The following is an 11,406-nucleotide window of genomic DNA, read 5'->3' on the forward strand; positions in this document are numbered from 1 at the left end:
ACCGCGAGCAGCATGCTGTTCGCGGTTTTTTTACGCCTGATGAAAAGTGCCCGCCTCAGTAGTGCGGCGGTGGCGCCTCATCCTCAAAGGACTCGAACTGGCCGACCATCTCTTCCTGACGCTTGAGCATTGCTGCCATTTGCAATTGCAGGCGTTCGACCACGCGCTGCTGAGCGACCAACACGTCGTTCAATGCCTGAATAGTGTCATCCTGAAATGCCAGACGACTTTCCAGATCGGTAACGCGGTCTTCCAGGCTCATGAATCAGCCCTCCAGAAACGTAAAGTCTTCAGTCAACACCATACGCAACTTTGCGCGAATGGCCTCTACTTGCTCGGCATTGTAAGGCTTGGCCGGGAGCTTGCCCCAGACCGGCGCCGGCCAGGCTGCATCATCGCGTTTGCGCACAATCACATGCATATGCATCTGGCTTACAACGTTCCCCAAGGTTGCGACGTTCATTTTGTCAGCATCGAACAGATCCTTGATCAGCTCAGCCAGCGCGGTGGTTTCAAGCCAAAACTGTTGCTGATCGGCGACATCCAACTGAAACAACTCACTGATATCGTCGCGACGAGGCACCAGAATGAACCAAGGGTAATTGGCATCATTGGACAACAGCAGTCGGCAGAGAGGGAAATCACCGATCGTCAGCGTGTCCTGTTGAAGTCGTGAATCTAAAGCAAACACTGCGCGCACTCCCGGCTGGTCTTCATTATTCAGCTTAGCGGCGATCCTTAGAGACAGCGCACCAAGCGACAGGACCGCAGCATACCTGCGAATGCGCCAGCCTTCACGACGACGATGAACCTCGTCGCCCTGCCAACGCCCCGAGATGTGACATTTGTGAGCAGGACGCACCAGTACGGAACCAACATCCAAGCTCAAACCGAAAAATCGACCGGAATCGGCCGCGCCGTGCAGCGTCAGGCCTTCTGCAAGCTGTATGAATTCAGAACAGCTGTAAATTTTTTTGCACCAAAACCGCACAGTGCGTCTACGCTCACTGCGTCGGGCATCCGCCAAATACTCACTGTCGGGGTGAACCGGTAACGTTTTTGGTTGTCAGGCGCGTTTCTCGGCGTGGCAACACCATAGGAGGAATGGCGTCAAGCACAGAAAAAATCAGGCTTGAAGTCCCGTTTTCACGAGGTTTTCACAAGTGCAGGCAGGTGCTCAGAAAAATAACCGTAGCGAAATTGCGGTTTGTGCACGCTTGTTGCATTCGTACACATATGGACTATAAGCGCACCACTGGAAGTGGATGCCTTAAGCCCCATAAAAACAGTGGCAGGGTTGCCCGATGGAGATTCAAGTGTTTTGCCAGGGACTCTTTTTTACCGATGCAAAAAGGCCCAGAAACAGCGATAAAGTTGTCAGTCCGGCTGCATTGGTACTGTGAATTTGCGACATCCACCACGCCATTTGCGACAACGTCGTAAAGATGCTGAAAGGTTGGATCAGCAAGTATCGCCAACATTGTCGGCGTGATATAAGTTTGCGCCGACACAAAAAGAAAGAGCCGCCCAGATAATAAAACAGGTGGGACGGCAGTACTCTTCTAAAACCAAAGGAGCAAATCACGATGCGCGTGATGAAGTGGAGCATGATCGCACTGGCAGTTGCTGCAGCCGCCGGTACTCAAGTGGCTACGGCCGCCCCGTTTGTAAGTGACCAGGCTGAAGCCAAAGGTTTTGTTGAAGACGCAACACTCACCGAGACGTTGAAGAACTACTACTTCAACCGCGACAACAAGAACGGTGGCCGCGACCAGAAAGACTGGACTCAGGGCTTCCTCGGCAACTTCACCTCCGGTTACACCCAAGGTACCGTTGGTGTTGGTATTGATGCATATGGCTATCTGGCCTTGAAACTGGATGGCGGTGATGGTACTTCCGGTACCGGCAACATGAGCCGTAGCGATACCATCAAAGCCAACGGCTATGCACACGACGTCAACGACAGTCAGGGCAAGGCTGGCGCTTCCATCAAGTTCCGTGTTTCCAAAACCGAACTGAAATTCGGCGACATGCAGCCAAGCACTTCCCCAGTGTTCGCTGTCGGCGGTTCCCGCATCCTTCCGCAAACTGCCACTGGCTTCCAGTTGCAGAGCAGCGAAGTGAAAGACCTTGACCTCGAAGCCGGTCACTTCTACTCCGGCTCCAGCCAGGACAAGAATGCGCGCGATGGCGGCCTGTACGCCAACTACGCGGGTGTGGAAGCCAACACGATCGACTACTTCGGCGGCAAGTACGGCATCACCGAAAACCTGAGCGCTTCGCTCTACGGTGCCAAGCTGGAAGATATCTGGAACCAGTACTACGCGAACGTGAACCTGACCACCCCGTTCGGTGGCGACACTTCGCTGAACACTGACTTCAACATCTACCGCACCACCGACACCGGTAACAAGGAGGCAGGTGACATCAGCAACACGACCTTCTCCCTGGCTACTGCACTGTCGTTCCTGAAGGCTCATACCTTCACCTTGGGTTTCCAGAAGGTCAACGGCGATACCCCGTTCGACTACATCGGTGTGGGTAAAAACAACCGTGGTGGCGACTCGATCTTCCTCGCCAACTCCATTCAGTACTCTGACTTCAACGGTCCTGGCGAGAAATCGGTTCAAGCCCGTTACGACCTGAAAATGGCCGAGTACGGCGTTCCTGGTCTGAGCTTCATGGTTCGCTACGTTAAAGGTTGGGACATCGACGGCACCAACACCCCGGCTGGCAGCGCTTACGCCGGTCTGTACGGTGAAGACGGCAAACACCACGAAACCAACTTCGAAGCCAAGTATGTTGTTCAGTCTGGCCCGGCGAAAGATCTGTCTTTCCGCATTCGTCAAGCTTGGCACACTGCCAACTCCGACCAAGGCGAAGGCGACGTCAAAGAGTTCCGTCTGATCACCGAATACCCACTGAACATCTTGTAATTGTCAGTGGTTAGTTTGGAAGCATAAAAAAAGGCCCATCTTGCGATGGGCCTTTTTTATTGCCGGTCACTTGTAATAGTTGCCTGACCGACAAGTCAGGCAATTAATTAGCAACCTATCATTGTGTTGCCGATTCCTGCACCACACGAATCACGCGTTGCGGAAAAGGAATATCAATGCCGGCAGCTTTTAAACGGTCTCGCGACTGTTCGTTAAACATGAACATCACGTCCCAATAGTCTGCAGTTTTAACCCACACACGCAGGGAAACAGTGATCGAACTGTCACCCAGGGTCGAAATCACGGCTTGCGGTGCAGGATCCTGCAACACGCGCTCATCCTTGGCCAGATCCAGCAGCACCTGACGGGCCTTTTGCAGATCGGCTTCGTAATCAACACCTACATCAAACACGACTTTGCGAGTCGGCTGACGATTGGTGTTGGTGATGATCCCGTTCGACAGGTTGCCGTTCGGCACGATGATGGTTTTGTTGTCACCGGTACGCAGCACGGTGTGGAAAATCTGGATGCTATCTACCGTACCCGACACGCCTTGCGCCTCGATCCAGTCACCGATACGGAACGGACGGAACAGCAGAATCAGCACGCCGCCAGCGAAGTTCGCCAGGCTGCCCTGCAAGGCCAGACCGATCGCCAGACCGGCTGCACCGATCGCGGCAACGAAGGACGTGGTTTCAACACCGATCATCGAAGCGACGCTGACAATCAGCAGCACTTTGAGAATGATGTTCGCCAGGCTGCTGATAAAGCCTTGCAGCGCCAGATCGGCATTACGCAGGGCCAGCAGACCGCCGAGTTTTTGCGTGACCTTGTTGATCAGCCACCAGCCAATGGCCAGCGTGATCACTGCCAGCAGCACGCGACTGCCGTATTCCATGATCATCGGAATCCACGCCTGGGATGCCTTGACCAGGTTGTCCACCTCAGCATTCAAATCCATGTTCTATCTCCTGATTTCCGGCCATTCGGCACGCGAAAAATAAGCGGCAGAAAACCGCCGGGTGTACACAAAACAATGTGGGAGCGAGCCTGCTCGCGAAGACGGTGTGTCAGTCAACTCATTATTGAATGACATACAGCCTTCGCGAGCAGGCTCGCTCCCACAGATCATCTGACCGAGCTTAGTCGCGGAAGTTGTTGAACTGCAGAGGCATGCCAAATTCCTTGGCCCGCAGTGCCGCGATGGCCTCTTGCAGGTCATCACGCTTTTTGCCGGTGACGCGCACTTGCTCGCCTTGAATGGCAGCCTGCACTTTCAACTTGGCTTCCTTGATGTGGCCGACGATCTTCTTCGCCAGTTCCTTGTCGATGCCTTCCTTGAGCACGGCGTCCTGCTTCATCAGTTTGCCCGATGCGTAAGCGTCCTTGACCTCAAGGCACTGTACGTCGATCTTGCGCTTGACCAGCGCCAGCTTGAGGATTTCGATCATCGCTTCCAGCTGGAATCCGGCTTCAGCGGTCAGGCTGACGGTGAGGTCTTTTTCCTTGAACTCGAAGCTGCCTTTGCCTTTCAGGTCATAACGACGATCGAGTTCCTTCACGGCGTTCTCGACCGCGTTGGTGAGTTCGTGTTTGTCCAGTTCGGATACCACGTCGAACGACGGCATGTAATCTCTCCAATAAAAAGGCGCGCTCGATGTGGATGGAGCGCGCTTGGCTTGCGGTTAAAATCGGGCTCATTATAACGGGTCTTTTCCCACCGACACGGCGAGCCGCACATGCCTGTACGCAATCGAGCAAAAAACTGATGGCCACCACCTGGCATGTATTGGGTGCCGGCAGCCTCGGCACGCTGTGGGCTACACGTCTGGCCCGGGCCGGCCTGCCGGTCCGGCTGATCGTGCGTGACGCCGAGCGCTTGCGCAGCTATGAAGCCGTGGGCGGATTGACGCTGGTCGAACAAGGTCAGGCCAGCACCTATGCCGTGCCCGGGGAAACACCCGACAGCCCCGAGCCAATTCGTCGTTTGCTGGTGGCGTGCAAGGCCTACGACGCCGAAAGCGCGGTCGCCCGCCTCGCTCCCCGCCTGACGCCGGATGCCGAACTGATCCTCCTGCAAAACGGCCTCGGCAGTCAGGACGCCGTCGCCAACCGTGTGCCGCTGGCACGCTGCATCAGCGCTTCAAGCACCGAAGGCGCCTTTCGCGATGGCGACTGGCGTGTGGTGTTCGCCGGTCACGGATTTACTTGGCTGGGCGACGCTGGCCATCCGGTCGCGCCGATCTGGCTGGACGATCTGGACGCGGCAAAGATCCCCCACGAATGGAGCACCGATATCCTTACGCGGTTGTGGCGCAAACTGGCGCTCAACTGTGCGATCAATCCGTTGACGGTACTGCATAACTGCCGAAACGGCGGATTGCAGGCACATCACTGCGAAGTCGCCACCCTGTGCGCTGAGCTGGCTGAGTTACTCGAGCGTTGCGGCCAACCCGCCGCCGCCGACAATCTGCAACAGGAAGTCGAACGGGTGATCCACGCCACGGCGGCCAATTATTCGTCGATGTATCAGGACGTCGCCAACCGGCGCCGTACCGAAATCAGCTATTTATTAGGCCACGCCTGCAAAGTCGCCACGCGCCATCAGTTGAACCTGCCGCACCTCAATCAATTGCAGCAACGACTGGTCGCTCATCTGCACAGCCTTGGATTGCCCAGCGACTGAGCAGCGGCTACGCTGGCCACTTGTTCCTTCGTTGCGATAAACCTGATGCCATTGCGCCAGCGTCTCGAAAACCTGCCGGTCGGCCAGAAACTGCTGGCCGCCCTGTTGGTGCTGTTGACCACTGTTCTGCTGGTCGCCAACCTGACCTTTATCAGCGCCGCCTATTACATCTCTCAGGAAAGCATGGCGCCGCAGGCCTTACAGACCATCGGCCGGTTGATTTCCAATCCGAGCCTGGTCAGCGAAGCCCTGCAATCGCCGCAAAGCGCCGAGCGTCTGCTCAAAGAACTCGACAGTTACTCACCGCTGCGCGCCGCCGCGCTGTATGACGGCAAGGGCGAACGCTTGGCGCAAGTCCAGCGCGGCGACAAACTCAACCTGCCGGAACGCTATCGGCACATCGAAGCGTGGCAACTGACCGAGTTTCGCAGCAACCAGTTGATCACCCTGCCCCGCCCCGGCACCGCGCCGGGGCACCTGTTGCTGGTAGCCAGCAGCGAGCTGCCGATGGCGTTCTACACCGGCACGCTGACCGCGAGCCTCGGCATCCTGATTTTCAGCGTGCTGCTGTGGCTGGTGATTGCCCGGCAGATCAAACGCCTGATCACCCGACCGATTCATCAGTTGGAAGAGCTGTCTCGCCAGGTGACCCGCGAAGAGAACTACGCCCTGCGCGCCTCACGCGGTAATCATGACGAAATCGGCAGCCTCGCCGAGGCGTTCAACACCATGCTCTCGCGCATCGAAGCCCGTGAGCAGCAACTCAAACGCGCCCGCGATGATTCGCAAGCGGCTTACGATCAGGCTCAGGGCCTGGCTGAAGAAACCCGCCACACCAACCGCAAACTGGAACTGGAAGTCCAGGTGCGCAGCAAGATCGAAAAGAAGCTCACCGGTTTCCAGAACTACCTCAACAGCATCATCGACTCGATGCCCTCGGCGCTGATCGCCCTCGACGAGCAGCTTTATGTCACTCAGTGGAATCAGGAGGCCAGCGCCCTCTCCGGCACGCGACTGGACGAAGCACTGAACCAGCCGATCTTCCTCGCCTTCGAACCGCTCAAGCCGTTTCTGCCGCAACTCAAGCAGACCGTCGAACAGCACACCGTGGCGAAAATCGAGCGAGTAACGTGGTTCAAGGATGAGGAGCCCAAGCATTACGCGCTGACGTTCTACCCGTTGATGGGCGGTGCCGGGCGTGGCGTGGTAATCCGCATCGACGACATCACCCAGCGCCTGTCGCTGGAAGAAATGATGGTGCAGTCGGAAAAAATGCTCTCGGTCGGCGGCCTCGCCGCCGGCATGGCTCACGAGATCAACAATCCGCTGGGTGCGATCCTGCACAACGTGCAGAACATCCGCCGACGCCTGTCTGCCGACCTGCCGAAAAATCTCGAAACCGCCGAGCAGTTGGGCATCGACCTAGACACGGTCAACCGCTACCTGCAGGGCCGCGAAGTGCCGCAGTTGCTGGATGGCATTCAACAGGCCGGCGCCCGCGCAGCGAAAATCGTCACCCACATGCTCAGCTTCAGCCGCCGCAGCACCCGGCAAATGGCGCCGTGCGACTTGCCGGCACTGATCGATCAAGCGGTGGAAATCGCCGGCAACGACTTCGACCTGGCCATCGGCTTCGACTTCAAGGGCCAGGCGATCATCCGCCAATTCGACCCTGCGCTCGGCCCGGTGCCCGGCACCGCCAACGAACTCGAGCAGGTGCTGCTCAACCTGTTGAAAAACGCCGCACAGGCCATCCATCAGCGTGAAGACGGCAGCGAACCGGGACGGATCATCCTACGCACCAGGCTCAATCCGCCGTGGGCCGAAATTCAGGTCGAGGACAACGGCATCGGCATGAGCGAGAGCGTGCGCAAGCGCACCTTCGAGCCGTTCTTCACCACCAAGGAAATCGGCCAGGGCACCGGGCTGGGCTTGTCGGTGTCGTACTTCATCATTACCAACAATCACAAAGGGCAGATGGAGGTGCAGTCAGCACCGGGCCAGGGTACGTGTTTCACCTTGCGCCTGCCGCTGACGCAACCCCAGCCTATTGCTGCAGAAACCAATCCATTATCGAGGTAACCCATGGGCTTCCGCCTGTCGAAAATCTACACCCGCACCGGTGACCAAGGCGAAACCGGCCTGGGCGACGGCCGCCGCGTACCCAAGGACCACCCGCGCATCGAGGCCATTGGCGAGGTCGACACGCTGAACAGTCAGGTCGGCGTGCTACTGGCCGGGTTGCTGGCCGAACGCGAAACGTTTCCGGGGCTGAATGAACTGATCGAGGTGTTGGCGCCTTGTCAGCACCGGCTGTTCGACTTGGGTGGCGAGCTGGCCATGCCGGCGTATCAGGCGCTGAACACGGCGGAAATCGAGCGCCTGGAAACGGCAATTGATGTGTGGAATGAGGAGTTGGGGCCGCTGGAGAATTTCATTCTGCCTGGTGGCTCGATGCTGATTGCCCAGGCGCATGTATGCCGCAGTCTGGCGCGCAGTGCCGAGCGGCGTTGTCAGCATTTGAATGCGCTGGAGCCGTTGGCCGGCGTTGGGTTGGCGTATATCAATCGGTTGTCGGATTTGTTGTTTGTCGCGGCGCGGTTGATTGCGCGGCGGCAGGGGGTTGCGGAGATTCTGTGGCAACCGACGGCCAAGCCCGCAGAGCAGTAGCGCCTGACAGGCCGCCATCGCTGGCTTGCCAGCGATGAGGCCAGCAGCCGTTACAGAGAATCAGGCCAGAACGCGCGAATCCCCGCCACGCCTTGCGCACCAACGCCCCAGGCTTTTTCGCGCTCAGCCGGACCCACCCCACCCAACAGAAACACCGGCTTGCTGAAGCCTTCGAGCAACGTCGAAGCCTGTTCCCAACCCAATGGCTGCGCGTCCGGATGAGTCAACGTCGGCTGTACCGGCGACAGCGTGACGAAATCCACGCCCATCTGCTCGGCCAGCGCCAGTTCTTCAGCGTTGTGGCACGAAGCCGCCAACCAGCGTTCCGCCGGCAACGGACGTCCCGCCGCTGCATATTTACGCAGCTGTGCAGACGTTATGTGCCATCCGGCAGACGGGAAATCGCCAAGCCATTCGAATGGCCCTTTGATCATCAATTGCGCCTTGCCTGCGCACAGGCCGGCCGCATCCACTGCCAGATCGCGATACTTGGGGTCGTACCCGTTCGGTGCGCGCAACTGGATCAGTTTGATCCCCCCGGCAATTGCTTTCTGGATACCGCGTAGCAATGCCGGGGCCTCCAGATCTTCCGGGGTGATCAGATACTCGGCCGGCAGACGCGCTGCCGCGACGATCGGCTGGTTGGCGGCCGGAAACTCATAGTTCGCCAACTCCTTGGTGGTCACCCAGGCCAAGGGCTGACCTTCAGCACCGTGCGGCTCGCCAGTGAAAGCCGACACTTCCCAGACATCCAGCAAAACCTGCTTGTCCGGGTAATCGTGACGCACTTTGATCAGCGGGCGGGCAGCGCCAACGACGATACCCAACTCTTCGTTCAGCTCACGGGCGAGCGCGGTTTCAACCGACTCATCCGCCTCGACCTTGCCGCCGGGAAACTCCCACAGGCCGCCCTGATGCTGGGTATCGGCACGGCGAGCGATAAGGATTTTGCCACTGTCGTCACGAATGACCGCAGCGGCGACGTGTACACGTTTCACGGATTCAACTCCTCCAGTCCAGCCTGTTGCCACGCCTTGAAGGCTGGCCAATGGTAGACGGTTTCAACATAAGCTTCGTCAGCGGCCGGCAGCTTCACCTGATAGGTGCGCAGACGCACGGCAATCGGCGCGAAGAAGGCATCGGCCAAGCTGACGCGACCAAACAGATACGGCCCGCTTTCCGTGGCGGCAGCGCGGCATTCGGCCCATAGCGCGAGCATGCGTTCAATATCGGCTTTCACTTCCGGTGGCACCGGGTTCAACGGCGCGTCATGGCTGAGGTTGAACGGCATGTGATTGCGCATGGCGAAAAAACCGCTGTGCATCTGCGCACAGGCTGACCGGGCCTGGGCGCGGGCGAAAATATCGCTCGGCCAGAGTTGCTCGGATGGAAACTGCTCGGCGAGGTATTCGGCGATGGCCAGCGAGTCGGCAATCGTGCCCCGGGCAGTTTTCAGCAGCGGTACTTTGCCGGTCGGCGAGTGCTTGAGCAGCAGTTCGCGGGTATCGGGCTTACCGAGTTTGATCAGCTCTTCGCTGTAGGGTGCGCCAGTCAGCTCAAGCGCCAGGGCGGCACGCAGGGACCAGGAGGAAAGCAGTTTGTCGCCGATGATCAGGTGCAAGGACATGGTTGTGGCGCCTTTTCGTCAGGGGGAAACTTCGCGATCTGTAGCGTCTGAGCTGGCGCAATCGCTAGCAGGCTAGCTCCCACAGGGGATCTTCAGTGGATGTAAAGTCTGTGTCCGACAGAAGACAGTGTGGGAGCCAGCCTGCTGGCGATGCAGGCGACTCGGTCTCAGGTTAGATCAAGTGCGGTATTCGGCGTTGATCTTCACGTATTCATGCGACAGGTCGGTGGTCCAGATGGTTTCGCTGCAATCGCCGCGACCCAATTCGATGCGGATGGTGATCTCTTCCTGCTGCATCACCGCCGAACCCTGCGCTTCCGTGTAGGTGCTTGCGCGGGCGCCACGGCTGGCGATGCACACGTCGCCGAGGAACACGTCGATCTTGCTCACGTCCAGATCCGGCACGCCGGCACGGCCCACAGCGGCGAGGATACGGCCCCAGTTCGGGTCGGAGGCGAACAATGCAGTCTTGATCAGCGGCGAATGGGCCACGGTGTAGCCGACATCGAGGCACTCCTGATGGTTGCCACCGCCATTCACTTCAACGGTGACAAACTTGGTCGCGCCCTCGCCGTCACGCACGATGGCCTGGGCCACGTCCATGCACACTTCGAACACCGCTTGCTTGAGCTTGGCGAACAGTTCGCCTTCGGCACGGGTGATTTCCGGCAGTTCAGCCTTGCCGGTGGCAATCAGCATGCAGCAGTCGTTGGTCGAGGTGTCGCCGTCGATGGTGATGCGGTTGAACGACTTGTTGGCACCGTCGAGCATCAGGTTGTGCAGTACTTCGCGGGAGACTTTGGCGTCAGTGGCGATGTAGCCGAGCATGGTCGCCATGTTCGGGCGGATCATGCCCGCGCCTTTGCTGATGCCGGTAACGGTGATGGTCACGCCGTCATGCTCGAACTGGCGGCTGGCGCCCTTCGGCAGGGTGTCGGTGGTCATGATCCCGGTAGCGGCGGCTTCCCAGTTGTTTTCCGAGAGGTCGTCCAAAGCAGCTTGCAGTGCGCCTTCGATCTTCTCGACCGGCAGTGGCTCGCCGATCACACCCGTGGAGTACGGCAGGATCTGGCTGGCATCGACGCCAGTCAGCTCAGCCAGTCTGGCGGTGGTGCGCTCAGCAGCGGCCAGGCCAGGTTCGCCGGTGCCAGCGTTGGCGTTGCCAGTGTTGGTCAGCAAGTAGCGCACAGCGTTTTGTACGCGCTTCTTCGCCAGGATTACCGGCGCGGCGCAAAAGGCGTTCAACGTGAACACACCGGCCACGGTCGAACCTTCGGCGCAGCGCATCACGACGACATCTTTACGCCCAGGGCGCTTGATGCCGGCCGAGGCGATACCGAGTTCAAAACCGGCAACCGGGTGCAACGTTGGCAAAGGACCAAGACCAACAGCCATGAATGCGCTCCTTACTCAATGATGTCAGCACCGCCACTCGCAGTGACGATGGTTTAAATGGCAAAACGCCGCGACGGCAGGAGCCGGTCGCG

At 58.6% G+C, this 11,406-nt stretch carries 11 protein-coding genes; 4 read left to right on the top strand and 7 right to left on the bottom strand.

Going from position 1 to position 11,406, the window contains the following annotated elements:
• Positions 1-55 precede the first annotated feature (55 nt).
• Positions 56-262 carry a SlyX family protein gene (locus M9827_RS24165; RefSeq protein WP_007912748.1) on the bottom strand — a complete coding sequence of 69 codons (207 nt, stop codon included), beginning with the start codon at positions 260-262 and terminating at the stop codon, positions 56-58.
• A 3-nt stretch (positions 263-265) separates the two neighbouring features.
• Entirely contained in the window at positions 266-691 is a 426-nt protein-coding gene (locus M9827_RS24170; RefSeq protein WP_250607592.1) for an HIT domain-containing protein, read from the bottom strand.
• Positions 692-1,586: 895 nt separating this feature from the next.
• Between M9827_RS24170 and M9827_RS24175 the strand changes: the two genes are divergently transcribed.
• Complete coding sequence (locus M9827_RS24175; protein ID WP_250607534.1) at positions 1,587-2,936, top strand: OprD family porin; 1,350 nt, start codon at positions 1,587-1,589, stop codon at positions 2,934-2,936.
• 118 nt (positions 2,937-3,054) lie between these two features.
• On the opposite strand, the gene M9827_RS24180 is transcribed toward M9827_RS24175, so the two are convergent.
• A complete protein-coding gene (locus M9827_RS24180) occupies positions 3,055-3,897 on the bottom strand; it encodes a mechanosensitive ion channel family protein (protein ID WP_250607536.1) in 843 nt (280 codons plus the stop codon).
• 181 nt (positions 3,898-4,078) lie between these two features.
• On the bottom strand, positions 4,079-4,564 hold the full coding sequence (locus tag M9827_RS24185) for a YajQ family cyclic di-GMP-binding protein (RefSeq protein WP_250607538.1): 486 nt from the start codon (positions 4,562-4,564) through the stop codon (positions 4,079-4,081).
• A 140-nt stretch (positions 4,565-4,704) separates the two neighbouring features.
• On the opposite strand from M9827_RS24185, the gene M9827_RS24190 reads away from it, so the two are divergent.
• The 3 genes from M9827_RS24190 to M9827_RS24200 are packed head-to-tail and all read left to right on the top strand — an operon-like array spanning position 4,705 to position 8,292.
• Entirely contained in the window at positions 4,705-5,622 is a 918-nt protein-coding gene (locus M9827_RS24190; protein ID WP_250607540.1) for a putative 2-dehydropantoate 2-reductase, read from the top strand.
• 45 nt (positions 5,623-5,667) lie between these two features.
• Positions 5,668-7,704: a sensor histidine kinase gene (locus M9827_RS24195; RefSeq protein WP_250607542.1), complete on the top strand. Its 2,037-nt coding sequence runs from the start codon at positions 5,668-5,670 to the stop codon at positions 7,702-7,704.
• A gap of 3 nt (positions 7,705-7,707) precedes the next feature.
• Complete coding sequence (locus M9827_RS24200) at positions 7,708-8,292, top strand: cob(I)yrinic acid a,c-diamide adenosyltransferase (protein WP_250607544.1); 585 nt, start codon at positions 7,708-7,710, stop codon at positions 8,290-8,292.
• 50 nt (positions 8,293-8,342) lie between these two features.
• Here the strand turns inward: M9827_RS24200 and M9827_RS24205 are convergent, their stop codons facing one another.
• From M9827_RS24205 to argJ, 3 genes are all read right to left on the bottom strand, one after another.
• On the bottom strand, positions 8,343-9,290 hold the full coding sequence (locus M9827_RS24205) for a Nudix family hydrolase (protein WP_250607546.1): 948 nt from the start codon (positions 9,288-9,290) through the stop codon (positions 8,343-8,345).
• Complete coding sequence (locus M9827_RS24210) at positions 9,287-9,919, bottom strand: glutathione S-transferase family protein (RefSeq protein ID WP_250607548.1); 633 nt, start codon at positions 9,917-9,919, stop codon at positions 9,287-9,289. The genes M9827_RS24205 and M9827_RS24210 overlap by 4 nt, the downstream gene beginning before the upstream one ends.
• A gap of 177 nt (positions 9,920-10,096) precedes the next feature.
• Entirely contained in the window at positions 10,097-11,314 is a 1,218-nt protein-coding gene (gene argJ / locus M9827_RS24215) for a bifunctional glutamate N-acetyltransferase/amino-acid acetyltransferase ArgJ (protein WP_250607550.1), read from the bottom strand.
• Between the last annotated feature and the right edge of the window lie 92 nt (positions 11,315-11,406).

It is taken from the genome of Pseudomonas sp. AKS31 (genome assembly GCF_023634765.1).
Taxonomy (GTDB): domain Bacteria; phylum Pseudomonadota; class Gammaproteobacteria; order Pseudomonadales; family Pseudomonadaceae; genus Aquipseudomonas.

Coding starts and splice junctions, on each gene's coding strand:
- M9827_RS24165 (WP_007912748.1), bottom strand. CDS start 262: ATGAGCCTGGAAGACCGCGTTACCGATCTGGAAAGTCGTCTGGCATTT.
- M9827_RS24200 (WP_250607544.1), top strand. CDS start 7,708: ATGGGCTTCCGCCTGTCGAAAATCTACACCCGCACCGGTGACCAAGGC.
- M9827_RS24190 (WP_250607540.1), top strand. CDS start 4,705: ATGGCCACCACCTGGCATGTATTGGGTGCCGGCAGCCTCGGCACGCTG.
- M9827_RS24185 (WP_250607538.1), bottom strand. CDS start 4,564: ATGCCGTCGTTCGACGTGGTATCCGAACTGGACAAACACGAACTCACC.
- M9827_RS24175 (WP_250607534.1), top strand. CDS start 1,587: ATGCGCGTGATGAAGTGGAGCATGATCGCACTGGCAGTTGCTGCAGCC.
- M9827_RS24210 (WP_250607548.1), bottom strand. CDS start 9,919: ATGTCCTTGCACCTGATCATCGGCGACAAACTGCTTTCCTCCTGGTCC.
- argJ (WP_250607550.1), bottom strand. CDS start 11,314: ATGGCTGTTGGTCTTGGTCCTTTGCCAACGTTGCACCCGGTTGCCGGT.
- M9827_RS24180 (WP_250607536.1), bottom strand. CDS start 3,897: ATGGATTTGAATGCTGAGGTGGACAACCTGGTCAAGGCATCCCAGGCG.
- M9827_RS24195 (WP_250607542.1), top strand. CDS start 5,668: ATGCCATTGCGCCAGCGTCTCGAAAACCTGCCGGTCGGCCAGAAACTG.